General features: G+C 36.7%; 25 protein-coding genes. 18 read left to right on the top strand and 7 right to left on the bottom strand.

What is annotated here, in order from left to right; translation table 11 throughout:
• The first annotated feature begins 296 nt into the window (after positions 1-296).
• The 3 genes from MHB58_RS09665 to MHB58_RS09655 all read left to right on the top strand — a co-directional run bounded on the left by MHB58_RS09665 (position 297) and on the right by MHB58_RS09655 (position 4,613).
• A complete protein-coding gene (locus MHB58_RS09665; protein WP_156732600.1) occupies positions 297-440 on the top strand; it encodes a hypothetical protein in 144 nt (47 codons plus the stop codon).
• Between the two features lie 878 nt (positions 441-1,318).
• Positions 1,319-3,082 (top strand): DNA helicase RecQ, encoded by a 1,764-nt coding sequence (gene recQ / locus MHB58_RS09660; RefSeq protein WP_065215943.1) that lies wholly within the window; start codon positions 1,319-1,321, stop codon positions 3,080-3,082.
• Between the two features lie 283 nt (positions 3,083-3,365).
• Positions 3,366-4,613, top strand: a complete 1,248-nt coding sequence (locus MHB58_RS09655) for a helix-turn-helix domain-containing protein (protein WP_008407244.1) — start codon at positions 3,366-3,368, stop codon at positions 4,611-4,613.
• A 74-nt stretch (positions 4,614-4,687) separates the two neighbouring features.
• Here MHB58_RS09655 and msrA read toward each other — a convergent pair whose 3' ends face one another.
• Entirely contained in the window at positions 4,688-5,209 is a 522-nt protein-coding gene (gene msrA / locus MHB58_RS09650; RefSeq protein WP_008407243.1) for a peptide-methionine (S)-S-oxide reductase MsrA, read from the bottom strand.
• Between the two features lie 288 nt (positions 5,210-5,497).
• Here msrA and MHB58_RS09645 point away from each other — a divergent pair, with 288 nt between their 5' ends.
• The 3 genes from MHB58_RS09645 to MHB58_RS09635 all read left to right on the top strand — a co-directional run bounded on the left by MHB58_RS09645 (position 5,498) and on the right by MHB58_RS09635 (position 8,240).
• Entirely contained in the window at positions 5,498-6,436 is a 939-nt protein-coding gene (locus MHB58_RS09645; protein WP_008407242.1) for an LCP family protein, read from the top strand.
• A 93-nt stretch (positions 6,437-6,529) separates the two neighbouring features.
• Positions 6,530-7,741 carry an AI-2E family transporter gene (locus MHB58_RS09640; RefSeq protein WP_039967238.1) on the top strand — a complete coding sequence of 404 codons (1,212 nt, stop codon included), beginning with the start codon at positions 6,530-6,532 and terminating at the stop codon, positions 7,739-7,741.
• A 106-nt stretch (positions 7,742-7,847) separates the two neighbouring features.
• The gene (locus tag MHB58_RS09635; protein WP_014823834.1) at positions 7,848-8,240 is read left to right on the top strand and encodes a cysteine synthase; all 393 of its coding nucleotides are present in this window, start codon (positions 7,848-7,850) and stop codon (positions 8,238-8,240) included.
• Positions 8,241-8,285: 45 nt separating this feature from the next.
• On the opposite strand, the gene MHB58_RS09630 is transcribed toward MHB58_RS09635, so the two are convergent.
• Positions 8,286-9,425, bottom strand: a complete 1,140-nt coding sequence (locus MHB58_RS09630; protein ID WP_173364553.1) for an aminotransferase class I/II-fold pyridoxal phosphate-dependent enzyme — start codon at positions 9,423-9,425, stop codon at positions 8,286-8,288.
• Between the two features lie 204 nt (positions 9,426-9,629).
• Here MHB58_RS09630 and MHB58_RS09625 point away from each other — a divergent pair, with 204 nt between their 5' ends.
• The 6 genes from MHB58_RS09625 to MHB58_RS09600 all read left to right on the top strand — a co-directional run bounded on the left by MHB58_RS09625 (position 9,630) and on the right by MHB58_RS09600 (position 15,424).
• Positions 9,630-10,430, top strand: coding sequence for an ATP-binding protein (locus tag MHB58_RS09625; RefSeq protein WP_014823836.1), 801 nt, complete (start codon positions 9,630-9,632; stop codon positions 10,428-10,430).
• Positions 10,431-10,598: 168 nt separating this feature from the next.
• Entirely contained in the window at positions 10,599-11,963 is a 1,365-nt protein-coding gene (locus MHB58_RS09620; protein WP_065215946.1) for an FAD-binding oxidoreductase, read from the top strand.
• Between the two features lie 11 nt (positions 11,964-11,974).
• Complete coding sequence (locus MHB58_RS09615; RefSeq protein WP_340735107.1) at positions 11,975-12,955, top strand: TRAP transporter substrate-binding protein; 981 nt, start codon at positions 11,975-11,977, stop codon at positions 12,953-12,955.
• A gap of 15 nt (positions 12,956-12,970) precedes the next feature.
• A complete protein-coding gene (locus MHB58_RS09610; protein WP_014823839.1) occupies positions 12,971-13,438 on the top strand; it encodes a TRAP transporter small permease in 468 nt (155 codons plus the stop codon).
• Positions 13,438-14,706 carry a TRAP transporter large permease gene (locus MHB58_RS09605; protein ID WP_340735106.1) on the top strand — a complete coding sequence of 423 codons (1,269 nt, stop codon included), beginning with the start codon at positions 13,438-13,440 and terminating at the stop codon, positions 14,704-14,706. Before MHB58_RS09610 ends, MHB58_RS09605 begins: the two co-directional genes overlap by 1 nt.
• 16 nt (positions 14,707-14,722) lie before the next feature.
• Entirely contained in the window at positions 14,723-15,424 is a 702-nt protein-coding gene (locus tag MHB58_RS09600) for a FadR/GntR family transcriptional regulator (RefSeq protein WP_008407233.1), read from the top strand.
• A 337-nt stretch (positions 15,425-15,761) separates the two neighbouring features.
• Here the strand turns inward: MHB58_RS09600 and MHB58_RS09595 are convergent, their stop codons facing one another.
• Positions 15,762-16,217, bottom strand: coding sequence for an RDD family protein (locus tag MHB58_RS09595; protein WP_269764146.1), 456 nt, complete (start codon positions 16,215-16,217; stop codon positions 15,762-15,764).
• 158 nt (positions 16,218-16,375) lie between these two features.
• On the opposite strand from MHB58_RS09595, the gene MHB58_RS09590 reads away from it, so the two are divergent.
• Complete coding sequence (locus tag MHB58_RS09590) at positions 16,376-17,683, top strand: Spo0B domain-containing protein (RefSeq protein WP_014823842.1); 1,308 nt, start codon at positions 16,376-16,378, stop codon at positions 17,681-17,683.
• A gap of 146 nt (positions 17,684-17,829) precedes the next feature.
• On the opposite strand, the gene MHB58_RS09585 is transcribed toward MHB58_RS09590, so the two are convergent.
• Positions 17,830-18,633: an enoyl-CoA hydratase/isomerase family protein gene (locus MHB58_RS09585; protein WP_014823843.1), complete on the bottom strand. Its 804-nt coding sequence runs from the start codon at positions 18,631-18,633 to the stop codon at positions 17,830-17,832.
• Positions 18,634-18,806: 173 nt separating this feature from the next.
• On the opposite strand from MHB58_RS09585, the gene MHB58_RS09580 reads away from it, so the two are divergent.
• On the top strand, positions 18,807-19,676 hold the full coding sequence (locus MHB58_RS09580; protein ID WP_008407229.1) for a tyrosine-type recombinase/integrase: 870 nt from the start codon (positions 18,807-18,809) through the stop codon (positions 19,674-19,676).
• Between the two features lie 39 nt (positions 19,677-19,715).
• On the top strand, positions 19,716-20,120 hold the full coding sequence (locus MHB58_RS09575) for a hypothetical protein (RefSeq protein WP_014823844.1): 405 nt from the start codon (positions 19,716-19,718) through the stop codon (positions 20,118-20,120).
• Between the two features lie 54 nt (positions 20,121-20,174).
• Here MHB58_RS09575 and MHB58_RS09570 read toward each other — a convergent pair whose 3' ends face one another.
• On the bottom strand, positions 20,175-21,596 hold the full coding sequence (locus MHB58_RS09570) for a hypothetical protein (RefSeq protein ID WP_014823845.1): 1,422 nt from the start codon (positions 21,594-21,596) through the stop codon (positions 20,175-20,177).
• A gap of 277 nt (positions 21,597-21,873) precedes the next feature.
• Between MHB58_RS09570 and MHB58_RS09565 the strand changes: the two genes are divergently transcribed.
• A complete protein-coding gene (locus MHB58_RS09565; RefSeq protein WP_340735105.1) occupies positions 21,874-22,815 on the top strand; it encodes a tyrosine recombinase XerC in 942 nt (313 codons plus the stop codon).
• A 124-nt stretch (positions 22,816-22,939) separates the two neighbouring features.
• Here the strand turns inward: MHB58_RS09565 and MHB58_RS09560 are convergent, their stop codons facing one another.
• A complete protein-coding gene (locus MHB58_RS09560) occupies positions 22,940-24,199 on the bottom strand; it encodes a mechanosensitive ion channel family protein (RefSeq protein ID WP_008407225.1) in 1,260 nt (419 codons plus the stop codon).
• A gap of 199 nt (positions 24,200-24,398) precedes the next feature.
• Between MHB58_RS09560 and MHB58_RS09555 the strand changes: the two genes are divergently transcribed.
• Positions 24,399-24,560 (top strand): hypothetical protein, encoded by a 162-nt coding sequence (locus MHB58_RS09555; protein ID WP_008407224.1) that lies wholly within the window; start codon positions 24,399-24,401, stop codon positions 24,558-24,560.
• Positions 24,553-24,720, top strand: a complete 168-nt coding sequence (locus tag MHB58_RS09550; RefSeq protein ID WP_008407223.1) for a hypothetical protein — start codon at positions 24,553-24,555, stop codon at positions 24,718-24,720. Before MHB58_RS09555 ends, MHB58_RS09550 begins: the two co-directional genes overlap by 8 nt.
• A 100-nt stretch (positions 24,721-24,820) precedes the next feature.
• On the opposite strand, the gene MHB58_RS09545 is transcribed toward MHB58_RS09550, so the two are convergent.
• Positions 24,821-26,194, bottom strand: coding sequence for a nucleoside-diphosphate sugar epimerase (locus MHB58_RS09545; RefSeq protein WP_340735104.1), 1,374 nt, complete (start codon positions 26,192-26,194; stop codon positions 24,821-24,823).
• Positions 26,195-26,498: the final 304 nt, after the last annotated feature.

The following is a 26,498-nucleotide window of genomic DNA, read 5'->3' as shown; positions in this document are numbered from 1 at the left end:
TGAATTGTTTCGTTGTATTTTCGATTGCTTAAAAAAGAGAATTCTCTTTTGCACACAATGTTTCTATTATAGCATGTCTTAGTGCTAAATTAAATAACAGCGTATCGGAAATAAATGAATCTCACTAAACGTGATTATTTACGTGTCACACATTTTTAATGGGTTTTGCTTTCCTGATAGTAAAAAGAGAAACGAGGCATAATTCCCAATTGGTTTAATGCTTTTATTGGTTGAAGCAAAAAACTAAGGCTGAAGTGAATGAATGGAGTTCAATAGTATTATCGGGCGATTTTAAGATGCGTTCGATCGTCCCGCTTATCATTGGTATTTTGTATGATATGATCGGTACTCATTACATTACGAAATGGATTATCGTCATATTATTCGCTTTTATGTCATTTTCGATCATCGGGATGCAAAAGCGAAAGAAATCAGTATAATGAAAAAGTGTCTGAATCCGTTCAGTCACTTTTTTTATTCAAGGAAATAAATTTAGTTTACATAATACAATTATGGTAAAACATAAGCATGCGGAAATTATTAAGCCCGCTTCGGATGATGTGGTACAAGCGCTGCACAAAATATAAGAACCCGTTAAAGGTTATTAAGTATAGGATGCGCGAAAAGATTGGGGCTATTATTTTAAAAAGGGGGAGGAGGGATAAAAAAAGAGGTGCGGTGCGTCTCACATTTGTACAATAACAGCAGCATTTTTAAAGTAATCGGTGCAAATTTTTAAAAGGCGAGCAACGATTGGAAGTAAAGGTACCGAAAGTTCACTTTTTCAATAAGCAGGGAATAGAAACAAACAGTATCTACATTTCATTTATATTTAATAGATCAGCTGCAGGCTATCCAATTAACGGTTAGTAAAAGATGAAGACAAAGGAATTGCTGTTGAAAATGGTTTAGCGCAATTTACATGCAGTTCTTTGGGTTGGAAGAAAATCATCTTGTTTTAAACGGCTATACGAAAAGTAAAAATTACATTAGCGCCATATTTGGAAAATGGGAATTGCAATTCGGCATTTCTTTTTTATTATACATATTATCCGACACTATATATGTAAAATTTTAATAACCAAGAAGTCAATAAGAAATAAGGGAAAGAAGGAAATCATGCAAATAATTTGTTTGCCTAATTAGAAAGGTTTTTATTTTGTATCTATCGAAAACAATTGAAAAAGGGGACTGAAGATTTTATTATAATCATCAACACTATTAAAAGTACTATAAATATATTATGTTAACTAGAAGCCCTTTTACGAATTTTTATTTGCATGTATAATAAAGAAATTGAAGTTATTGAGGAGGGATTATGATTTCACTAGCATTACAACATTTAAAAACAAATTTTGGTTATGACTCTTTTCGTCCTGGTCAAACTCAAATTATTGATAATGTATTAAATAATAACGATACGCTTGTTATTATGCCTACAGGCGGCGGTAAATCCCTTTGCTATCAGATTCCAGCACTATGTATAGAAGGAACGACACTTGTTATTTCACCACTGATTTCTCTTATGAAAGACCAGGTTGATATGCTTGTATCCAGCGGAATTTCAGCGGCTTATATAAATAGTTCGCTCAGTTATGAAGAAGTGCAAAATGTTATGTATGGGGTGCAAAGCGGAAAAATTAAGTTGCTGTACATTGCACCGGAACGACTTGAAAATGAGCGCTTTTGCAATGAACTAGCACAAATAAATGTACCATTATTAGCCATTGATGAAGCCCATTGTATATCACAGTGGGGGCATGATTTTCGTCCAAGTTACCGTTCAATTCAGCAACTGCTACATTTATGGGATAAGAAACCAACCGTTATTGCATTGACTGCAACAGCTACTGAAGAGGTGAGTGCCGACATTCAACAGCTTCTTTCCATTGAAAAGGAAAATACATTCATTACCGGGTTTGCACGTGAAAATTTATCGTTTTCTGTTTTGCTTGGAGAAAACAAAGAAGCCTATATAAAAAAATATGTAAAGGCAAATGAAAATGAAGCGGGTATTATTTACGCGGCAACTCGAAAATCGGTGGAATCGGTCTATGAAATGCTGAATAAAGCAGGATTTGCAGCAGGAAAATACCATGGCGGGATGTTCGAGGAAGATCGTACATATGAACAAAATCGCTTTTTAAATGATGAAGTTCAAATAATGGTCGCAACAAATGCTTTTGGAATGGGAATCAACAAAACAAATGTGCGCTATGTGCTTCATTATAATATGCCTCGTAATATGGAAAGCTATTATCAGGAGGCAGGCCGTGCAGGACGTGATGGACTGGATAGTGAGTGTATATTACTTTACAGCTCTTCCGACGAACAAACGCAGCGTTTTTTAATCGATCAGGCACAAGATCGCTCCCGTATTCCTTTTGAACTGCAAAAGCTGCATGCCATGATTGATTACTGTCATACAGAGCGTTGTCTACAAAGTTATATTATCGAATATTTTGGAGACGAGGCAGGGCAAGATTGCGGCAGATGTGCAAATTGTACAGATAACCGTCCGCAACTGGATGTGACAACTGATGCCCAAAAAGTATTATCCTGTATCGTTAGAATGGGGCAAAAATTCGGGAAGCAGCTAACAGCTTCAGTATTAGCAGGGTCGCGCAGCAAAAAAGTGCTTGAATTCAACTTCCAAAAGTTGCCGACATATGGCATTTTACGGGCAATGAATGCGAAAGAAATCGCCAATTTCATCGAATTTTTAATTTCAGAAAAACTGATTGTTGTAAATAATGGACAGTTCCCTACGTTATCCATTTCTGATTCGGGAAAAGAAGTATTACTTGGGCAAAAAAAGGTATTACGTAAGGAAGCACGGATTATCGAATCAACCGTCGAGCCTAATGATCCACTATTTGAAGTGCTTCGTAAAATACGGAAAGAAATTGCCGACCATGAGAAAGTGCCTCCATTTGTTGTTTTTTCGGATAAATCATTAAAAGATATGTGTGTACGAAAACCTAAAAACAGCACTCAATTTTTAGAGGTTAGCGGTGTTGGGGAAAGTAAACTGGAAAAGTACGGGAAAACCTTTATTGAGGCGATTATTGCAAATTCATAATAGTTTGTTAAATAGTAACAAAGCTAATGTTATTTAAAATTAAACTTTTCCTAAAAATTTTTAAAGATATAATCTTTAAACTGAAAAATACTTTTAACGAACAAATTCAATTTACTCATTGAAATTGCTATCTCACTATACTAAAGGAATGTATTGCCAAGTGCAGTACATTCTTTTTTAACTATTTTGGCGTTTAAATCATTAAACTTTAAGTTAAGATATTGTAAAAATTCTGTATTCATAGTTTAATAAGAATATTCAGTTAAGAAGTGTAGGTGAAATATTGAATATACTAGGTGAACGCATCAAAAAGCTGAGAAAACAGAAGAAATTAACTCAAACAGAGGTAGTAGGGGAACGTTTAACGAAAGGTATGCTAAGTTTAATTGAGAATGGTAAAGCACAACCTTCAATGGAAAGCCTTCGTTTTATTGCCAATCAATTAAATGTCGATGTCGATTTTCTGATAGATGACGGGACACTCACAATGCTTAGAAATTTGTATACCACAATCGAAGAAGATGTAGAGCGTAGAAAGCTCATTCGCGACCCAGAAGAACTCCAATCACTAACGATTAAAATAATCGAAAAAATCGAACCTTATTTATCGGAAATTCAAGGTACAAACTATGAACAAATTCGATTAAGAGAAGTTTATTTTTTAATGAACCGTACGATTAACAAAGCCAAATCACTTGATGAATATTGGAAGTTTATCGATCAATACGAAGAGATTCATGCATATAGTCAAATGCTTCGCTGTTATTTTTATTTATGTCAGGCTGCGATTGAACAGCGTAATTACAATGAAACATTAGCTATATTAAAGCAAGGAGAAAAACGGATTGAACCTTATGAACTGATGATGGACCCGATGGTAATCCTTGATTTATACTATAATTTAACGATTTCCTATTCGGCAGTAGATAATACTAGAATGTCAGATCATTATTTACAAAAGGCATTAAATATGGCAAAAAAGAAGCAAATATTTTATCGTATGGACCGCTTTTATCATTTGTTGTTTATTCAATCCATTGCAAATGAGGATATTAATAAATGTAAAGAGTACATAGAAAAATTAATGCTTTTATCAGAGTTTGCTGACGATCCGGCGATATCTGTACGTTATTTGTACAGCAAGCTGCATTATATGAACATTGTTGAAAAGAAATACGCACAAATCGTTCCGGAAATTAACCATTATAAAACAAAACTGCAGGATTACTTATTTTTATTTAAAAATCCTATCTTCATCGGTGAAGAGATGTATGCGGAATTTAAATTACAAAACTACTCGAAAGCACTCCAAATCGGTACTGCTTTAACCATTCCTGACTACTTACACCATCCCATTGATCTAGCCAAATATTATCAATTCTTTGCTGTACGGGCATTAGCTTCTTACTATGAGAAAGATGAAGTTGCCGCGAAACGTGATATCATTTTTGCCAAAAATGGTGTAGAAGACTTTCCCGAGACAATTTACAAAAAATTTATTTATAAAGCTTTCAATGAAATTTTTATTTAATTCAATCAAAATTAACTTAAAAAGAACGTACCGCTCGAAATTTCGAGTGGTACGTTCCTTTTTATACAGAAATTTTAACTTTCCTTCCAGTGAACATCAATAAACTCATCGCGTCCTGATTTAGCCCGGTCTTCCTGATAATGTGCTTCTTCTTTTTTGTAATAGTCTTGATGGTAGTCTTCCGCTGGCCAAAAAGTTTGTGCCTGTTGAATTTCAGTGACAATCGGTTTTTTGAAACGTCCACTTTCCGCCAAGTCTTTCTTTGATTTCTGTGCAGCCTTATATTGATCATCGCTATGCGTAAAAATAACTGTTTTGTACGACTCACCGCGATCTTGGAACTGACCGCCAGCATCTGTTGGATCAATTTGCATCCAATATATATCCAATAATTTTTCATAGCTGAAAAGCTCTGGATTAAATTCAATCTCGACAACTTCAACATGTCCAGAGTCACCACGTTTTACATCTTCATATGTAGGATTTTCCACATGACCACCCATATAACCGCTTGTTACTTTTTCGATGCCTTCCCATTGATCAAAAGGTTTGACCATACACCAAAAACAACCACCTGCAAATGTAGCCTTTTCCATTCTGTATCACTCCTCATTAACCAGTAAAAACATATTCAACCTTAAACTTTAACCTTAATTAAAGCAGTTAAATATGCTGTATTCTACCATGGATAAGAATGACATTCAATTTATTAAACTTCCTGTAAGCGCATATAATATTCTATAGCAAAAAATTGAAAAAAAGATATGCTGACATTTCATTAATTAGGAAGAAAATGTGCATAAAATGGTATACTATAAGTAATTTGCAACTAAATTTAATGTAAATCGTCTAAACTTCACAGAAATAGAAAGGAAGTTGTAGGAATGGAAGAACAGACGCGTCAAACCCGCTATCGAAAGAAAAAAATGCGCAAAGGCCGGTTACTTTTCGTAGTGGTATTTCTTTTGCTTATTAGTGCTATTGGATATAGCTATGTCCAATTTAATAAGGGAAAGGAATTGGCAAGCGGTAATAAAATCGAAGTAGAAGGCTTTGAACCAGATGACAATCATCCGACTATAGAAAATTATTTAATCTTAGGTGTAGATACCCGAGGTGAAGAAAAATCGCGTTCCGATACGATGATGGTTCTTTCATGGAACCATAAAACGAACGATATGAAGCTCGTATCATTTATGCGTGATATTTATGCGGAAATTCCCGGTTATCAATCGTATAAACTGAATACGGCCTATTATTTAGGTGGGGTACCGTTACTTCAGGAAACGTTAAATAATATGTTCGATATACCGATCCACCATTATGCAATGATTGATTTTAAAAGCTTTGAAACATTGATTGATATTTTGGCTCCAAACGGTATCGAAATCGATGTTGAAAAAAAGATGGGTGGATTAATCTATGTAGAGATTGAAAAGGGTCTTCAAAACTTAAACGGTAAAGAACTGCTCGGCTATGCCCGTTTCCGTGGGGATGCTGAAGGTGATTTTGGACGTGTAGCACGTCAGCAAAAAGTAATCGAAGCATTGAAAGATGAATTCTTATCACCAAAAAATGTTGCGAACCTGCCAAAATTCATCGGTGCTACCCAAGGTTATATTACGACGGATTTAACAAATAAAGACCAGCTGAAAACCGCATTAAAGGCAGTTTCAAGCGGGGAAATCAATGTTGAAAAAATGACGATTCCAGCAGAAGGTACGTATAAAATTAACAACTACCGACATGCTGGGGAAGTACTGGAAATTGATGTTGCGAAAAATTCGCAAATTTTACATGATTTTTTAAATTTAAGCGAGTAAGCATTACGTGTACATCCGTTATTCATGATAAAATAAATAATAAATTAAATATTGTTGAAATATTGAGGTGGTCTTTTGGAGAGAAAAAATGAAATGAATAAAGTGAATTCTTTACCCCAGGAAACGTCTAGATTTTTCTCTTCTAAATTTATTCGATTTTTAGGTGGTAAAAATTTATTATTCTTATTAGTGATCATCTTATTGGTTGGTTGTACGGTATTCGTCTACGATAAAATTTCCTTTATCTTCGAGCCGTTACATGTATTATTTGAAGTCATCATATTGCCTGGTGTATTAGGGGTTATCTTGTTTTACTTATTACGCCCGCCATTGAAGCTTTTAGTAAGATGGAAAGTGCCGCGTGCCTTAGCGATTCTAATTTTGTATATTGTAGTTATTGCTTTGATCACATTGCTTGTCTTACTGGTTTTCCCGTTTTTACGTGATCAGTTTACAAACTTAGTACAGGAATTTCCTGTTGTTTTAATGGCACTTGCAAATGATTTATTAGCATTTTTAAACAACTCTCACTTCAGCGAGTATTTTGAAAAGATTAACTTTGACTACAATCAGATTTTAACGGACTTTACTGATAGTTTCATTACAACAGTAAAGGTAACTTTAGGTAGTTTAGCGACTGGAGTTGCGACTGGTATTACAGGATTCCTGTCAACAGTTACAGGTATCATTTTATCGCTCGTAATCGTGCCGTTTATTACATTTTATTTATTATATGAAGGGGATAAAATGCCGCGCTTCATCTTACTCCTATTTCCGCCGCGTATGCGTAAGCGAATTGGAGATGTATTGCATGATATGGACAAGCAGATTAGCTCTTACATACAAGGCCAGATTTTAGTATCGTTTTGTATTGGTGTCATGATGACAATCGGCTTTTTAATTATTGGAATGCCATATGCTTTACTACTTGGCTTCCTCGCAATGATCACAAGTGTTGTTCCATATTTGGGACCAGCGATTGCCGCTACTCCTGCAGCAATTATTGCGATTGTAAATTCACCATGGCTGTTAGTAAAGTTAGCTATTGTATGGACAATTGTACAATTAATCGAAGGGAAGTTTATTTCCCCTCAAATTATGGGTAAATCATTAAGTATCCATCCTATTACGATTATTTTTGTATTATTAACAGCTGGTTCTTTATTTGGAGTTCCAGGTGTCGTGCTAGGTATTCCTGGTTATGCTTTAATCAAAGTTCTCATTTCACATACGTATCGACTCTTTAAACAACGTTACAATCGTTTCCAATCTGACGAGACGAACCTGTATGAAGAATTGAAATAAGAAAACAGGAAATTGTAAAGATGGGGTGTGTTAAAAGCGAAAACTTTTAACACGCTCCCTTTTTTAAAATCTTTTATCAATTACATATTTAAATGGAGGAGTATACATGTTAAGCAAATGGCTAACATCACTTGAAGAAAATGGCGTGAAAGTTGAAACTGTCATCGAAAAGACAGAGCTTGTAGAAGGTGACATATTAAACGGTTCCGTTTATGTTACATCACTTACGGAAGATGAAGAGGATAAAATTGATTACATTTCATTATTAGTCCTTTGTGAAGAGTTGGATGGTGAATTTTCAATTATCGGAAAGCACTCGTTTCAGTTAGTTGGAGGGATTCGATCAAAAGATGGGGAAATAATCCCATTTGAGATTATTCCAGACGAACGCTGGGTATGCGGTAAAGATGAGCAGCTGATTTTCCAAACGACCGTTGTATTTTTAGACGGAGTGGAAATCGAAGAAAAAGGTGTTATTACGTATAGCGCTTTGGAATAATTAAAAAGGCGTTGCTGATAATTACATACAGCAACGCCTTTTTGTTTATAATTTTATTGTAGACAGTCGTTTAACCGCTTCCTGGAGTTGTTCGACAGGTTGAACCAATGCGAGACGCATATAACCTTCACCGGCTGTGCCAAACACCGTACCCGGAACCATAACGACACCAGTTTGTTCGATCGCTTTATAGGCAAAGTCAATACATGGAATATCATACGGATATTTTGCCCATACAAACATCCCGCCATCACTTGGCGCAACTTCCCAGCCGATTGATGTTAAGCCTTCCATAAGTGTTTTATGGCGTACAGAGAAAGTTTCTCTCAGTACACTTGTAACTTGTTCAGCATTGTCCAATGCTAAAGCCGCTACTTGCTGAATCGGTTCGAAAATACCAAAGTCCAAGTTCGATTTCAGTTGCTTCATAATCGCCACTAATTCGGCATTTCCAACTATGTAGGCAATACGAGTCCCAGCAAGACTGAAGCTTTTCGATAAAGAGTTAATTTCCAAACCGACTTCTTTCGCACCAGGTGTGGCAAGGAAGCTGATTGGGGCATCTCCCTTAAAGTAAAATTCAGAGTAAGCCGCATCATGCAAAACAATAATATTGTACTTTTTCGCAAAGGCCACCACTTCTTCAAAATACGCGATTGATGGCATGGCCGGTACGGGGTTACCCGGCAAGTTTAAAATTAGTAATTTTGCTTTTTGGCGAATATCTTCTGGAATGGCTTTTAAATCAGGCAAATACTGATTTTCCTTTGTTAATGGCATATAATAAGGTGTTGCGCCTGCCAAATGAATCCCCGCATCATAAGCAACATAGGCAGGATTTGTAGTAAGTACAATATCACCAGGATCACAGAATGCGACTGGAAGATGGACTAAACCTTCCTGAGAACCAATTGTTTGGACAACTTCTGTTTCCGGATCCAACTCTACATTGTTTACTCGTTTATAATAACGACATACCGCTTCATTAAATGTTTGAATACCCGTTAAAGTATAGCCGTAAGAAGACGAGAGCGCAGTAAGCTCGGACATTTTTTGGCGTAAATTCTCTGCAGGAGCGATATCAGGACTCCCAAGGCTTAAATCAATGAGTTCCGTTCCTTTTTGCTCTTGTAATTTAGCATGTTTTTTTAAGTCACCAAATATAGCCGGCACAAATAATGACATTTTTTTAGACGGTTGGATATTCAATTTTAACACTCCTTAAAACTTTCAATTGTAAGCACCATTTTATCATACACATCACGTATAATGGGGATGAAATCAGAAAAGAGAATTAATTCACTACATAAAGCACGAAACCGTAGTGGAATAGCAATATAGGTGCAGGAAATATTATTAACAGCATAATAATTGATTAAGAGGTGCAGCATGAAAATCTATTCTTTAAGCGGGCCAAGCGGGACAGGTAAAAGTACGAGCGCTTTGCAATTTGCATATGACAATGAAATCGAAGCCATTATTGATGACGGCATACTTATTATTAACGGTGAAAAAGTCGCGGGAACGTCGGCTAAATTTGAGAAAAATACATTAAAAGCAGTACGCCGGGCCATTTTGGATGATGATATACATAAAGCTGAAATCGTACAGGCAATTATGTCCCATGAAGTGAACTCCATTTTACTGATCGGTACTTCCGACAAAATGACAAAAAGAATAGCAAGCCGGTTACAACTTGGTGAAATCGATGAATTTCATTATGTTCATAATATCCGTACAGAAAAGGAAATTCGCATTGCCAAATATGTGCGGGAAATTCAGGGCAAACATGTGATGCCTGTTCCATACCGCCAAGTAGAACAGAACTTTTTTAAACGCCTGATTCAGCGGGGAAAGGAAATTTTCTCTTCTTCACAAGTAAAGCTCGGAGAAACGACGATTGTACAACCTGATTTTCATCAAAACAGTGTCTATATTTCCCGTACTGTATTTACAGATGTATTGGATCATGTACTTGTAAGGCAGGAAAGACTGGCAAAATTTGAAATAGCGCAGATTCATACAGATGGCGTACCCCAAATGACAATCGGTGTTTATTTAAAATCACCTGTTTCATATGTTGTGCCTAGCTATATCTATGAACTTCAAAAGGAAATTGCTGAAGAATTTTCATTGCATTTTGGTATTGAGCCCGAAACGATTCACGTACAAATTAAAGGTGTGAAATAAAAAGACTAAACAGGAGCTGACATTTAAACGTCAGCTCTTTTTTTATGGAAAATACAGTATAAAAAATAAATAGTTTGTATTTTTAGAAAAATAAATATATTCTAATTATTAAGAGTTGGTTGGACCAAAGCTCCAAAGGTCCGACAACAAAAGTGAGGAGGAATTGGTTTGAATTACATTGAACAATTGCAACAACTTTTATCACATGAGCAGGTCACAACGAATGAAGTATTACGTACACAACACGGAAAGGATGAATCTTATCATGAACCGCATTTACCGGATGTTGTAGTATTTCCGAAGACAGCTGAAGAAGTCAGCAAAATTGTAATACTGGCAAATGATCAGCGAATTCCAGTTGTACCATTTGGTCTTGGTACGAGTTTAGAAGGTCATGTAATTCCTTATAAGGGAGGAATCTCTCTTGATTTATCGATGATGAATGCTGTATTAGAAGTACGCCCCGATGATTTTCTTGTAAAGGTCCAACCAGGTGTAACCCGCAGCCAGCTCAATAAAGAATTAAAAAAATACGGCTTATTCTTTTCTGTCGATCCAGGTGCAGATGCGACATTAGGAGGAATGGCCGCGACAAATGCGAGCGGTACAACTTCTGTCCGATACGGCATTATGCGAGATCAAGTCCGTGATTTAGAGGTGGTGTTGGCAAATGGTGATGTGATCCATACCGGCGGATTGGCCGCAAAATCATCATCAGGCTATCACTTGAATGGTTTAATGGTAGGTTCGGAAGGGACACTGGGGGTCATCACGGAATTAACATTACGTGTTTACGGGATACCAGAAAAAATTATTGCGGGCCGCGCTACATTTGAAACAATCCAGCAGGCAGTGGATGCTGTTGTTTCATTAAAACAAGCGGGAATCCCAATGGCACGTATTGAACTTGTCGACAAACGCAGTATCGAACAAGTAAATTTTGCATCCGATACAAATTTCCCCGAAACACCAACATTATTTTTGGAGTTTCATGGAAATGAAGCAGGATTGAAGTCAGATGTCATTTTTGCGACTGAATTATTGAATGACAATGGCTGTATTGAGCTGGCATTTGAGCAGGATGAACGTGCGCGTAATCAATTATGGGAGCTTCGCCACAACTTGGCCTATACATATATCCATTCCGCACCGGGAAAAAAACTGATGTCCACAGATGTCGTTGTTCCGATCAATTCGTTGCCTGATGCCATTCAAAATTCCCGTGAAAAAATTGAAAGTATGGAAATCGACGCGGGGATTGTCGGCCATGTTGGTGACGGTAATTACCATATTTTGCTGATGGTCGATATGGAAAGTCAGGAAGAGATTGCAAGAGCAAAAGAATTAAATGAACATGTTGTTGAATACGCACTGTCGCTTGGAGGAACTTGCACCGGAGAACATGGTGTAGGGGTCGGCAAGGCCAAGTATCAGCAACAGGAACACGGAGCTGCCTACATTTGGATGAAAGAAATCAAACGGCTACTCGATCCGAACAACATTATGAATCCTGGAAAAATTTTTATTGATTAGGGGATTAAAAGATGAAAAAAATACTATACATCGCAGGATTGATCCTTGGGAGCATGCTGTTAACTGCATGCTCCACTTCCGATGAAAAAGAGCAGTATGTTTTATATGCGGGACATTCACTTGCTGCTGATCATCCATTTGAATTGGCGATGCAAGAGTTAAAAGAACGAGTGGAAGAACGTACAGACGGTCGCGTAATTATTGAGACTTTTCCATTAAGTCAGCTCGGTGCTGAGCGTGAATTGATCGAAGGGGCCATGCTCGGTTCAGTCGACCTTGTCGTTTCAACATCAGGACCTATTATGAACTTTGTTAAAGATTTTGCGGTACTCGATTTACCGTTTTTATTTAATGACCGTAATGCAGCCGTCAATATTTTAGAGGGAGATATTGGCGAAGATCTATTTGCCCAATTGCGTGAAATCGGAATTGTAGGCCTGTCTTGGGGAGAAAATGGATTCCGTCATGTCACGAATAGCATAAAACCTGTTGCGACACCGGAAGATCTGGAAGGATTATCATTACGTGTACAGGAAAATAAAGTTTTCATCTCCGCATTTAATGAACTAGGTGTAACCCCTTCTCCGATGGCTTGGACAGAAGCATTGACAGCACTCCAATCCGGAGTAGTGGATGGACAGGAAAATCCTATTCTAGTAATTGACAGCTATAAACTGTACGATGCAAATCAGAAGTATATGACGTTAACAAGTCATGCCTATTCGTCAGCGGTATTCATGATGAGTGAACATGCCTATAATCGCCTGCCGGAGGATCTGCGTGATATCGTCATGGAAGAAGGCGAAAAAATCGGTGCCTATGAACGTCAACTTGTTGTCGATATGGAGGAAAAGGCACTTCAGCGACTTAAGGAAAATGGAATGGAAGTTGTTGAAGAAGTTGATACAGGGGCATTCCGAGACAAGATTATGAAAGTTTATGATAGTTCGGAAAATCAGCAGTTATTGCAGCGTATTTTAAGTGAGCAGTAGGATGGGAGAAAAAATATGGTGAAATTAGTAGAAGGGATTAATAAAGTTGTACATATTGCATTGATTGCCTTAATGGTCGTACTTGTAGTATCTGTATTTTGTCAAATTACTTTGCGCTTTTTCAACTATTCCATTGCATGGACCGAGGAATTGTCCAGGTACTCGATGATCTGGATGACCTTTTTAGGTGCTGCGTATGCATTGGCCAAACGAGCACATATCGGGATGGAACTATTCGTTGATCGCACAGAAGGTTTGTTGAAACAGGTTTTAATTGTGTTAACGGCAGCAGTATGTTTAGTGTTTTTCGTGCTCATGGTCGTAAAAGGGTATGAACTGTCGATGAGGGTAATGGATCAGCCATCCGCTGTAATGCAGGTTCCAATGGGGATTGTTTATTCTGTTATTCCGATCAGCGGCATAATTCTCGTTGTGAATCTGTTTTATGTAACCGTCAAACAATTGAAAGGAGAATTATCGTAATGGCAGATATGATTCTTTTCGTTGTTTTACTCTTGTTAATTTTTATTAATGTTCCGATTGCGATTGCACTTGCAATGGCCGCAACATTGTTTTTTGTCACACAAAGTGAAATGCCTATTGTAGCGATTTTCCAGCGTATGTTTAATTCCATTGATTCTTTTCCATTACTGGCGGTACCATTTTTTCTCTTAGCAGGTAAGTTAATGGAATCAGGCGGAATTTCACGTCGTCTAATCCACTTGGCAGAAGTAATGCTCGGTCGGGTTCGCGGAGGACTGGCGCTCGTTTCCATTGTTGCTTGTGCCTTTTTTGCGGCATTATCCGGAAGTGCTGCTGCAACAACGGCAGCTGTCGGGGCGATTATGATTCCTGCAATGGTCAAAAAAGGGTACGATAAAAACTTTTCCACAGCGATACAGGCTGCCGGGGGAACGATTGGTGTTATTATCCCTCCAAGTGTACCGCTCGTATTATTTGGTGTAACTGCAGATGTTTCGATTAGTGACCTGTTTTTGGCCGGTATCATTCCGGGTTTCTTTGTTACGGCTGCGCTAATGATTTTAGTTTATGTTATTTCGATTATACAAGGATATGGCGGTGGTGAAAAATATAATTTAAAAGAATTTTTCATTGCATTTAAAGATTCGATTTTGGCACTTTTAATGCCTGTTATTATATTAGGCGGCATTTACAGTGGTATTTTTACGGCAACGGAAGCAGCCCTTGTTGCGGTTGTTTACGGATTAATTGTCGGAGTATTTATATACCGTGAAATTACATTGAAAGATTTATATCATATATTCTCATCGGCAACGATTATGAGTGCAACGATTCTTTTCATTATTGCCGGCGCCTCTATTTTTGCCTACTATTTGACACGCGAGCGTATACCTATGCAAATTACTGAAGCATTACTCGGTATTACCGATAACTGGATTTTTGCATTGCTCATCATCAACGTCATTTTGCTAATTGTCGGTACATTTATGGAAACAGCGGCAGCGATCTTAATATTGACGCCTATTTTAGCACCGGTTGCTACGGCACTTGGACTGGACTTAGTTCACTTTGGTATTATTATGATTGTGAATTTGGCAATTGGGTACATTACGCCGCCAGTCGGGTTAAATTTATTTGTGGCAAATAAAATTGCCGGAACGAAATTTGAAGGAGTCATACGTGCCATCATTCCATTTATTATGGTGATGGTTGTATGTGTACTCATTATTTCGTTTGTTCCAGCCTTAAGTTTATTTTTAGTAAAATAGTAAAGGTGTGAAGAACGTGACTTCGGCAAATAAACAAAAAGTGTATGAGATTATAATTCAAAAGATCCAAACTGAAATCACTGCCGGAATTTTAGAAGCAGGGGAGAAACTGCCACCAGAACGCGAGCTTGCAGTAAAATACGGTGTAAGTCGGACATCGATACGCGAAGCACTCCGACTACTGGAACTAAGTGATTTTGTCGAAATTCGCCCTGGTGATGGAACTTTTATAAAAACCAATGAGCAACAGACTATTCAACAGCAATTGACAAGCGTCGCGCTAAAAACAGACCAAACGACTTTGTATGAAATGCTCGAATTACGTCTAATCCTGGAATCTCAGTGTGCTGCACTTGCTGCATTACGTGCAACAGGACAAGATATTGAAAAAATTGCGCGCACATTGGAAGCGATGAAAAATACTGATGATGAAGAAATCGGTATACAAGCTGATCTGGATTTCCATATGGCAATTGCGGCAGCAGCGAATAACAGTGTGCTTGCTCAACTAATTTCGTCATTTGCATCGCATATGCGAAGTACGATCGAAGTAACAAGAAAACATCGATTATCTTCAAAAGAAAATTTCGCCCGGACTTTAGAAGAACACCGCGCGATATTTATAGCGATTAGCCGGGGAGAAAGTGACAGAGCAAAAGTATTGATGGAAGACCATATTCGTACAATCAGACAAGAACTATCCGAATTAACGATATAAAAAACTGTGTGGATTTGAATTAAAGTTAAATTGTTTATAAAAAATACGTGCCGTGTTGAACAAAGTTTAAACGTGTAAAAAAATGAACCGGAATTTCCTCTCTCTGTCTATAAAGAAGGATTTCGGTTTTTCTTGTGGATTAAACCTGTTATGTGATAATAAAGTTATTCCATTAAAGGGCCAGATTATGAAATAACACTTCGTTACATTAAAAAAAGATAAACGTTGTTGTAACAGCGTTCACCTCTTTTTGCTCCAAAACCTTTATTTAGGAACATTATTTTGTAAGTTTTATAAATCGTTGTTGTACTAGGGCACCAGATAGTGAAAGAAAAATTTATTCTTTATTAACATAAGTCCCGCTAATGAAATCATGAATGGCTCTCTTGTCTTCTCGTAAGATAACCATAAGTCCACTGACCAATACTGATATTCCAAAGGTAGCTAATATAATATATTTACCAACCACTTCTCTTATAATCATTTTGAGTATTGTAAGTTTCTCATCATCGTTAAAACGCTTTATTTTAACCTTACAAATTTTTTTGCCAATTACGTATCCACCCCACAAAATAGGAGTAATGGTCAAATACAAGGTATATAATGCTTGAAAAGTGAATTCTTCGGTCTGTTCGATAGAATAATTACCGTTTATCATGTAGAATACGATTCCAAATATTGACGAAATAATTAAAAAATCTATAAAACTTGCGACAAATTCTTTGATAATATAAAAGTTTTTTGGACAAAAGGATTTGGAACATTTATACTGTTTTTTGTTCCTTATATCCAATTAATATTAATAATTATAGATTCTATAACAGATTACTAATTGAAATAGCCCTTATTTCGTCAGTCGTTGGGATGGGCTTTTTCATTTTCAGGAAAATAATTTAATTGTTTAATTTGCTGCAAAATATGTATTTAATAGTAAGGGAGTATTGTTTTGATATGAAACGTTTTAAATTAAAACTAATAATAGTTTTATCTATATTATTAGTCATATTCTTTATTGGAATCAGTATGTATACTTCCTATTTAAAGATTGAAGATACAGTGGAAGAGGCGATTGCTAACCAAAATCTTGAAGCTGCAAAATCCGTTGCAAAGGCGATTGATCTGGAAACGTATGAGCGATTTTTGAAAGATCGGAATCGTGATGAAGAATATTGGACAATACGCCATTATTTGAAAGATGCCCGAGAAAAATTAGGTGTATTATACGTCTATACTATAGAAATAGACAATCCTACAACAGCGAAAGCTTTAATTGTAGGTGAACCTAAAAACAAGGATAATCCAAATAATTTTCCAATAGGTGAAGATACTACTGTACCGGAAGAGCTAGTGAAATTAGCATATGAGGAAGGAACGCCATTTGTAACAGAGATCTTAGAAGATACGAGATATGGTCATCATTATATAACGGTTGGGACTCCTATTCTAAATGAAGATGGGGAAATTATTAGCTACCTTAGCATTGATATTAGTACGGAAACACTTGACGGGATTAAAGAAACAGTTATTAATAGTAATATTTTTCTATTAGTACTCAGTGGACTTTTTATTATTATTGTTATAATTTCCTTTTTACTTTTACAAAAGTGGTATCAAAAAGAAGTTGGAACTACGGAGTCTACCTATCAAAAGGAAATTAAAACGTTAATTGCTTCTGTCTCATCATTAAGGCACGATTATATTAATCATATCCAAGTTTTACATGGTTTTCTTCATCTAGGTGAGGTAGATCAAGCGACAAAGTATGTCGATTCTTTGTCTAAAGACATACAGACAATTGAATCCATTAAATTGAATCTTGATCACCCAGGATTAGCAATATTGCTACAAACCAAAAAATTAACATGTCAAAATAAACAAATTGAAATACAGATAACCGTTGATGATAATCCATTTGATAACATAAAAACGATTGATTTAATCAATATATTATCGAACATAATTGATAATGCGATAGAAGCGACAATGGAGTTGCCAGAGGAACAACGTAAAATTACAGTTAGCTGTAAAGCGGACGAGCTATATTATACGTTCTCGATTACGAACGCTGGGCGAAAGCTACCTGACGTAAATCAAATTTTTAAGCAAGGCTATTCAACAAAAAAAGTAGAGAAAGGAAGAGTTAGAGGACAAGGTTTGTTTATTGTTAAAGAAACCATTAATAAATACAATGGAACGATTACACTTGATACAATAAACGAAAAAGAAACAATAGCGATTGTGAAAATCCCTATTAAGTAAATAGTAAAAGGTTATGGTACAAATTCGTATTAATCTAACTTTGTTTCAAAACAGTTGGTTTCTGTATAAAATAAGCGATTATAACTTACTTTTAACCAAACTTTATTAAAAAGCTTCAAACTGCCTCCACAAAATGGAGGCAGTTTTTATTGTTTTGGAAGCTGTCTTGTGAAAACCGGCTGACGTTTTTCTACAAATGCCCGGACACCTTCTGAAAAGTCTGTTTCGGACACAAATGGTGTTGAACCTTCCCATAATACAGGAGCAGAATCGACACATTCTTTTACAGAGCGTTTTACTGCTACTAACGAATCAGGAGACATACCCGCAACAAGCTTACCCATACGAATTGCAAAACGGTTCAAATCTTTTTCAGCAACTAAATAATTAAGCATTCCGGCTTTAAACGCTTCTTCTGCTTTATACATGCGTCCTGTAAATACAAAGTCTTTCGTTGCGGATGGTCCGACCAGATCGACTAGTCGCTTTGCAAATTTATTATTCAATGTTATGCCGAGCTTACCGACCGGAATCCCCATTTTCGCTTTGTCCGAACCGATACGAATATCACATGCGAGGGCAAGTTCCAGTCCTGCACCCATTGCCGGACCGTTAATAACACCGATTACTGGGATCGGTAAATTTTCTATCGTGGAAATGGTTCTTTCCATATGCACAAAAGCTTCTTCTGCTTTCTCCAACGAAATCGAATTAAATTCTTTAATATCCGAGCCTGCTGTAAAGTTCTCGCCGGAGCCGCGCAACAGCAGCACTTTGTTTTTTGGATTTTCCAATGTGCGCAATGCAATTTTTGCAAGCTGATCCCACATATTCGCCGTTAATGCATTTTTAAGTTGCGGGCGATGAATGGTAATAATGGCGAGCCCTGCAGTTTCCTGATAAATGATTTTCGCTTCTTCCGCTTCAAGTCTTGTCGTACGTACTTGCATTAAATGGTCCCCCTTAACTATATATACCTAGTCATTATAGACGAAAAAATATACAATAACATGCAATCTGGGCGGTTCAAGTAAATTTAACGAATTTTCAGCAATTTCCCGTATGAAATCCATATAACTCTTACCTCTGTGCATGATACAATACAAAGAAAGGGGCGTAAAATATGGAAAAAATCCAACCGTATGTTAAAGCGTTTACTGCTTATTTAAAGTCTTTAAATAAATCTTTTCATACAACGAAACAATATACATTGGATGCAAAGCAATTCGCGGAAATTATTCAGCATGAAAATAAAATCAATGAAGCATTGCAACTTTATTCAAAAACAATTCAGGAAAAATATCCTTCGTTCAATTCGGTCAACCGCAAATTCGCATCGATTCGCCATTTCCTTACTTTTCTGCAGCTTCGCGGTGTGATTTCTGTATATAATGAAGAAATCATCGCCCCATTGACAAAACAGGAAACGGAACTGAATGTGTTGAAGGAAAAGCAGTTCACTCGGGCCTTAGCCTATTGGCCGAAGCAATATGAGATTGCCTTGAATGAGGAACATGAATGGCTCGCATTACGCAATACGGTCATCGTTTTTACAGTTGCTGAGCTTGGTATTAAGCCAGCCGAACTTGTGCGCATGGAATGGAAGCATATTAACACCGAAAAAAATGAAATTATTGTTCTGGCATCGAAAAGTTACCGTGTTTTACAGTGTTCGAAAAAACTGCTGGAATTGCTCGAGGACTATAAACACCATACTTTGGAATTCATGCCGCTAACCGAAAATTCACCATATGTTTGGCTCGGTGTCGGCAATAAAATGGGGGAACCGGTCTCCGTCAAAACAATTGAACGGATCTTTAAGGCGATGTCCGAGCAACTCCAATTTAAAGTGACCGCCACAAATATGCGCTACCATGCCATTCAAAAATTGCTAACGAAAAATGAGGATCCGAAAGTTTTGTACGAGCAATTCGGCTATGCAAGAAAAGGTGTCTTGCTTGAGCGAGAACAACGCTTCCCGAAAAATAGCTAGTAAATAATATAATTGATGAAAGATTGAGAGGGAGAAATAATGGCGATATCGATGATGGAAGCCTATACGATTGAATTACTGAAAAACCATCCTTATACATTTGAACAAATTAAACACTTTATTGAAAATGATGAACTTCATTTATTAAAAAATTCCTATGATATCGATACAGATAGTTTGAGAATTTTATTAAAAGAAAATGCTAAAGAAATGGAACAGGCTTTTGCTGGGAACTATGAGGTGAAATTTGTAACGATGAACGGATTGAAAAACTTGCTGCGCATGCGTTTTCAAATTTCTGATGACCAATATGAACTGCTAGCGGAGGGGAACGGTCTGCATTTTTTACAAGTCGATTCGATTACCGAGCAACAAATTCGGGGAATGCTTTCTTCAAACTGGAAAGTAGAGCGGAGCGGGGAACAGATTACACTATATGTCTAAGGATAATAAATATGGGGTTATGGGTGCAGTCAATTGACTATCCCCATAACCCCATTATCTTTGACGTCGCCTATTCACTTTCCCGTAGTAGCTAATTGAATATTTATAAACTTGATTCAAAATAAGCAGTGCCAGCGTCAGTAAGCCGAAGACCATCAGTATAAGTGCAATCCATTCAAAAAATGTAAAACTAAAAATTTCGGATATATTAAATGGCTCTGCCAGCATCTCAATGACCAAGTTCATTCCGTATATACCGGAAATCATACTGAAAATCGTCAAAATAAAAATCAGTTTATTTAACCTGTCCGTTGAACGGTCTTCCTGTATCCGATATAGTTCTTCGAGCGTTTCCTTTGTCTCGCGGTACAGTCCATCAATACGAAACGCTTTCCGGAAATAGTGCGAAATTTCTTTACCTTCCGAACGTGCCGAAACCTCTGAAAAGTAATACCTGGATGCGAATTTCGTAATCTGTTCAATTAATTCCTCTACAATGTCCTTATCTTTCGAAAACTTCAATTCACTATGTTCAAATACGAGTTTTAACAACATCAGCTTATAAAAATAGTGGATAAGCAATGTATAGTAAGAAACAGAATGAAAGCTGTTCAAATATTTTTTCATGCTTTCATCGTTTACGGACGAAAGGTGAATATGGCCTTGCAATGTAGTTATAATATGAAATTTCGGTGCCCATCTTTCGTAGCAATGCTCCTGCACAAAGCGTTCAATATACTCTTCATTTGAACTTGATATATAGGGATCCCCATTTTTGTCACGTCCGTTTAACTGTCCTGCTCGATACAGTAAATGCTCGTCGATTTCAGCGCCTTCTTCCAAATGAAAAAAAGCACTGACATACATCCGCTCATCTTCAAAAAACGGTATTTTACTAATATTTTTATGAATCGAAGAATAATCGACAAAAAACTGTTCTAAAAAAGGTGCAATTTTCTTTAATATTAATTCATCTGTATTATAAAAGACAAAATTGTCGTAAGTAATTTCTGCACCTAGCTCTTCATCAATTTTCGGCTGCAGTACTCTAAAAAAATGACCGAATGATAAAGCGGCATTTAAATTCACATCATCTGCCAATTGTATCCTCACCGCTAAAATTCCGATCCCAAATGGACAAAGATTGATATCCGCGCTCAATAATGTAAATGGAATATCATCGAATGCCGTCTTCATTTTTCCATCACAAAGAATTTTTTTGGAGTAGCGGTTAAAGTTTCGTATGGAAATCTCGTCGTTCAATAATTTCTCTTCCATGAAAGGGTAAAAGAATTGCTTTAACAATTGGTGGGAAACTTCGATATCCGGACCGTAAAGTGTTTCGTTGAATTCCTCTTCATCGATAGTAAAATGATAAAATTTGTTGCGTTTTAATATTTGCTGTAATTTTACAAAATCGTACTGTCGATAATTGAAAGGATAATAAAAAACATAGTGGGTTTTTAACGAATTCATCCTTTCACCTCCTGGAACATCTATTCCCAAAATCCGATAAATTTAACCAAAAGCTGCGATGACAAAAATCGCGCTCAGACGATTCGACATGGGTTACCATCCACGATTCGACATTTCGCTTCGTCTGAGGGCGAAATTACGAAATAAGAACATTTGTTCCTTTTTATTGTCGAAAAACCGCTTAAATCTTCTAAATTAGCAATAATGTTCCCAAATATAAATTTGGGAACATTTTTTATGCTATAATAAGAGCTAAATAGAGGGGGATTGGACGAAAATGCAGCTGCCGAAATTTTTACGTGATTTTTTAATATACTTAACAACGATTACGGGAAAGTCGCAAAGAACCCGAAAAGAATATGAATATGATCTTATTTTATTTATGCGTTTCCTTAAAGCGATTGAAGATGATATTCCGTTAGACCGTTTACATACAATCGACATTTCGACCATTACAATTGACCAAATAAAAGAAGTGTCTCTGGAAGATTTATATTTATTTATGGAATATTGCGAAGTACAGCGAGGTAACTCCTCATCAGCCCGCGCACGCAAAGTCGCAACATTAAAATCCTTTTTTAAATATTTAAAAGGGAAACGTCGTCTAATTGATGAAAATCCGGCTGAACATTTGGAAATACCAAAAATTGGCCGACGCCAGCCAGTTTACTTAAATTATAATGAGGCAAAGGATTTTATCGGCGCAGTACAGACACAGTCCTATTGTGCACGCGATGAATGCATGATGGTTTTTTTCCTGAATCTTGGCATTCGTGTATCCGAGTTATGCTCACTCAATATCGATTCTATTAATGGTCGTATGCTGACGGTAATCGGGAAAGGGAATAAAGAACGTCATGTGTATTTAAATGATGCCTGTATGAATGCATTGGATAAGTATTTACAGGAGCGGCATGCGTATAAAGGGGACGGGAAAGAACCGCTGTTCATTTCCCAAAAAGGGACACGATTTGCGAGACAGTCGATTGCACGAATCGTGAAAGTAATCAATGCAAACAGCCATTCACCGAAAGAGAAGCTGACACCGCATAAACTTCGACATACATCCGCGACAATGATGTATAAATCCGGAGCGGACATCCGGACACTGCAGCATATTCTTGGTCACTCCAGTGTCGCGACAACACAAATCTATACACATATCGAAGACGAACAAATTCAAGAAGTACTTAAAAATAACCCATTCAATAATTTATAATAATAATATTATGTAAACTATATGAATATAGAGATATTTAACAGGAAGCGCGATAGGAGCCCGCATGAGTTAAAAAAAATAGCCATTTCTTATGAAAGAAAATGGCTATTTTTAAAGCGATCAATTAATTTGATTCACCTTCATGATTATTTAAATGTAGGGAACTCATCGCTTTAAAGTCATTGCCCGTCGGATTTTGGAATAGTCGAAGGTCAAATTCTGACGCAATGGCAAAGAGATGGTCGAAAATATCAGATTGTATAGATTCATATACGGCCCAATTGATATCATTTGAAAAAGCATAAATTTCAATTGGTAAACCATATTCATTCGGAGCCAATTGTCTTACCATTGTGGTCATTTCTTTATGAATGCCTGGATGATTTTTTAAGTAATTACTTATATATGTTCGGAATAAACCGACATTAGTCAGTGCTCTGCCATTTACCTGATTGCTTGTATCGATCCGATGCTTAATATTATATTCAGTAATCTCACGCTGTCTCGTATCAATATAGTCCGTAAGATAATGTATGTTTCGTAACTTCTCGATCTGTTCCCTCGAGCAAAACGCAATACTTGTTGTATCAATAAATAAGGAACGTTTGATCCTTCTCCCACCAGTTACTTGCATACCTCTCCAGTTTTTAAAAGAGTCCGAAATTAGTGCATAGCTTGGAATCGTCGTAATCGTTTTATCAAAATTCTGTACTTTCACAGTGTTTAACGAAAGGTCAATGACATCCCCATCCGCACCGTATTTCGGCATTTCAATCCAATCACCTACACGCACCATATCGTTTGATGTTAATTGAATTCCTGCAACAAGCCCTAATAAGGAATCTTTAAAAACGAGCAGCAAGACAGCTGACAGTGCACCTAGCCCACTTAGAATAATGAGCGGATTTTTACCAATTAAGTTCGCGATGATCAATATAATCCCCAGGACATAAACAATAATTTTTGCTACTTGAATATAGCCTTTAATCGGCTGAACTTTTGAAATTTCATACGTAAGATAAATTTCATGAAAAGCATTCAATAAACTGCCTAATAAACTTATTACGACGATTATGATATACGTAATGGCCCCTTTTTCGATGAGGTCCTGATACGTAAAAGCTTCAGCAAAATGATAAATAATAATCGCCGGAACGATATGAGATAACTTGTGAAATACTTTCTTTTCTAAAAGGATGTTATCCCACGTATATTTGTTATTATTCACAATATGTGTAATAAATCGGATGACAATCTTTTTAGTGATAAAGTTTGCCAATAAACAAAGGATCACGATAAAAATAATCATGATTCCTACTGAGAGATACTCAGCAACTATTGGATTTACTCCAAAATCGATTAGTTTTTTATAAATAAGTTTCATTAAATTCCTCCCGCCTCCTATGGTAACAAAGATGTCGATGAGATGAAATTATTGTCTACTGCGGTTCCACGAAAAGAACGGTTCGTCGCTAATGTTCAAAAGTAAAATAAAATTCAGATAATTCATTGACACTGTTTATAAACTGTTATATATTTAATTTACAAATAAAAACTGTTATATAACAAAGGAGAGAAGTCCAATGAATTATTTTGAAAAAGGGTATCAGATGTATGTAGAGAAATGTGAACAGTTTGGATTACAGCCGGTTAATTTCCGATATTATGTGAATCAGCTTTCCCATCAGCAATTACTTGCTTATAACGGCTATGCAATGGAACAGGAGATGAGACAACATGATTAGTCCTCAAACCGAAACAGTATATTATAAGGATGTAATGCCGATTCATTCGATTGAGCTTGTGAACATTCACTATATCCAGCCTGATCTGACGATGGAAATGTCTTATCTGTCTGCAAATTACGCCATGCTGCATCGAGGTGTTTATGAAATTACAACTTAATTTACTTTATTAAATCAATCTACAAATATATTGTAGGTTGATTTTTGTTTTTTAAAACAAAAAAAGCTGCTTCGTAATGGTGATACAAAGCAGCCTTGTATTATTCAAGGAAATAATTTTCAATTCGCAAAAACTCTTCCTCATCAATATTGTCCATATATTTATACAGCAAATCGAGATCAACTTTAATTTCGTCTTTATGCGTTAAATAAAACTGCTCTGTTAAATGAGAAATTATTAACGGAACCGCTTTTTGATGGTTAAACCGGTGCAAATAAGTTGATAAAAAATCAGCGTTAACCGCGATATCCGTATTCTGGCCTAGCGCATTGAAATCGACATAATTAAGATGCGCTGTTAAAAACTGTTCCGTTAAATGCACATTATATTGGCAAATATATGACCAATCCAGCTCATTTCGGTATTTATTTAGCCAATGCAGCTCCGCGATTGCTGTAAATAACTGCTTTTGTTCTTCATTGTAGGCCTTAAATTTTTTATCCATTTCGGTATTTGTTAAACGTCTATCCCCATACCGGTTATACTTCTGACTGACAAGGGAAGGGATTCCTTTAACTAAGTGCTCACTGCCTGCCCATTTATAAGATCCGCGGTCATATTCGAATAGCTGCAAATCCATATCCGGGATGTCATCGGCTTCCGGTAAATAGATAAGCTCAAAGGAATTATAAAAGGCATTGCTTTCGATAAAATCATCCAGCTGATCGACAAAATCCGGATTCAGACGCTTTTTGTTGGCCATTAACGTTGTCACTAAATAACGTTTAAAGGACATCGACAACCGCTCAAGTACCGGCTTGTTATACTGTAGTGCTTCCAGATCCACTTCAGGCAAATAATCGATTAGAAACTGCTCTGATAAAAGCGGATTCGCATAACACACATACGTAAACGGCAAGTATTGAAAATAAGCTGTTAAGCGGGAAGGATGCAACTGGACTGCTTGAATGCACCAATTTCTATAAGCTTCCAAAAATACACGGTCATATGGTAGTTGCTCGTAAATGGTCTCAACATTGGCCTCCAGCTTTTTCATAACAGATAAATCGTTAAAATCATCTACTGAAAACTGTGTAGGGAACGCAATTTCCTGAAAAGCCTTATTTAAATGGAAGGCTGCTCTCGGCTTAGTTGAGACAAAACTGTACGTCCCGATGGCCCCGCGTTCTTCCAGTAATATATAGGCAAGTTCCTGGCGTTCATCCCGTGTTAACTCACAGTCTTTCGGAAACTTTACAGCCGCAAAATACTGCGCTTTTGCCAAGTCATAGAAAAACTTGTAGTCGCCTTCTTTCGTATAAGGTTCCTTTGATTCATTTTGCTGCCAGTAGAGGAGGGCACCTTGTATCGGACTTCTATTTGAAAACGTAATATTGGCGATTGAAAATATATTTTGCGCTATTGCGTCGTCATACAGAACTTTAATAAACTCGATCTTTTTGATTTTTAGCATGTAAGACACCTCCGTTCCTTCTATTATATACTTGAACGATAAAAAATCCGAAAAAAAAGTCTGCATATTAGGTTTAAAAATGTTTTAAGGTGGTATATAACTTGTAAGTAAAGTTGCGGTCACTGAAGAGTAGACAGTAAGTTAACCACTAGTTTAGATTGTTTATATGATGATTTCTATTAGCTTCGTTGTATGCGTTTATCAAGCAACATTCACAGTTTATTTTAGGCAATTAATGAACAAAATGCTTTAACGAAGATTTTCGAAAGATGCCAAACCAAATTAGGCGAGCGAAATGCATACA

Origin of the sequence: Solibacillus sp. FSL K6-1554 (assembly GCF_038005185.1) — a bacterium.
Lineage (GTDB): Bacteria > Bacillota > Bacilli > Bacillales_A > Planococcaceae > Solibacillus > Solibacillus silvestris.
Note: the sequence above shows the minus strand (reverse complement) of the source record. Positions and strands in the feature narration are given on the sequence as shown.

Coding starts and splice junctions, on each gene's coding strand:
- MHB58_RS09665 (WP_156732600.1), top strand. CDS start 297: ATGCGTTCGATCGTCCCGCTTATCATTGGTATTTTGTATGATATGATC.
- recQ (WP_065215943.1), top strand. CDS start 1,319: ATGATTTCACTAGCATTACAACATTTAAAAACAAATTTTGGTTATGAC.
- msrA (WP_008407243.1), bottom strand. CDS start 5,209: ATGGAAAAGGCTACATTTGCAGGTGGTTGTTTTTGGTGTATGGTCAAA.
- MHB58_RS09645 (WP_008407242.1), top strand. CDS start 5,498: ATGGAAGAACAGACGCGTCAAACCCGCTATCGAAAGAAAAAAATGCGC.
- MHB58_RS09640 (WP_039967238.1), top strand. CDS start 6,530: ATGAATAAAGTGAATTCTTTACCCCAGGAAACGTCTAGATTTTTCTCT.
- MHB58_RS09635 (WP_014823834.1), top strand. CDS start 7,848: ATGTTAAGCAAATGGCTAACATCACTTGAAGAAAATGGCGTGAAAGTT.
- MHB58_RS09630 (WP_173364553.1), bottom strand. CDS start 9,425: ATGTCATTATTTGTGCCGGCTATATTTGGTGACTTAAAAAAACATGCT.
- MHB58_RS09625 (WP_014823836.1), top strand. CDS start 9,630: ATGAAAATCTATTCTTTAAGCGGGCCAAGCGGGACAGGTAAAAGTACG.
- MHB58_RS09615 (WP_340735107.1), top strand. CDS start 11,975: ATGAAAAAAATACTATACATCGCAGGATTGATCCTTGGGAGCATGCTG.
- MHB58_RS09610 (WP_014823839.1), top strand. CDS start 12,971: ATGGTGAAATTAGTAGAAGGGATTAATAAAGTTGTACATATTGCATTG.
- MHB58_RS09605 (WP_340735106.1), top strand. CDS start 13,438: ATGGCAGATATGATTCTTTTCGTTGTTTTACTCTTGTTAATTTTTATT.
- MHB58_RS09590 (WP_014823842.1), top strand. CDS start 16,376: ATGAAACGTTTTAAATTAAAACTAATAATAGTTTTATCTATATTATTA.
- MHB58_RS09585 (WP_014823843.1), bottom strand. CDS start 18,633: ATGCAAGTACGTACGACAAGACTTGAAGCGGAAGAAGCGAAAATCATT.
- MHB58_RS09580 (WP_008407229.1), top strand. CDS start 18,807: ATGGAAAAAATCCAACCGTATGTTAAAGCGTTTACTGCTTATTTAAAG.
- MHB58_RS09575 (WP_014823844.1), top strand. CDS start 19,716: ATGGCGATATCGATGATGGAAGCCTATACGATTGAATTACTGAAAAAC.
- MHB58_RS09570 (WP_014823845.1), bottom strand. CDS start 21,596: ATGAATTCGTTAAAAACCCACTATGTTTTTTATTATCCTTTCAATTAT.
- MHB58_RS09565 (WP_340735105.1), top strand. CDS start 21,874: ATGCAGCTGCCGAAATTTTTACGTGATTTTTTAATATACTTAACAACG.
- MHB58_RS09560 (WP_008407225.1), bottom strand. CDS start 24,199: ATGAAACTTATTTATAAAAAACTAATCGATTTTGGAGTAAATCCAATA.
- MHB58_RS09555 (WP_008407224.1), top strand. CDS start 24,399: ATGAATTATTTTGAAAAAGGGTATCAGATGTATGTAGAGAAATGTGAA.
- MHB58_RS09550 (WP_008407223.1), top strand. CDS start 24,553: ATGATTAGTCCTCAAACCGAAACAGTATATTATAAGGATGTAATGCCG.
- MHB58_RS09545 (WP_340735104.1), bottom strand. CDS start 26,194: ATGCTAAAAATCAAAAAGATCGAGTTTATTAAAGTTCTGTATGACGAC.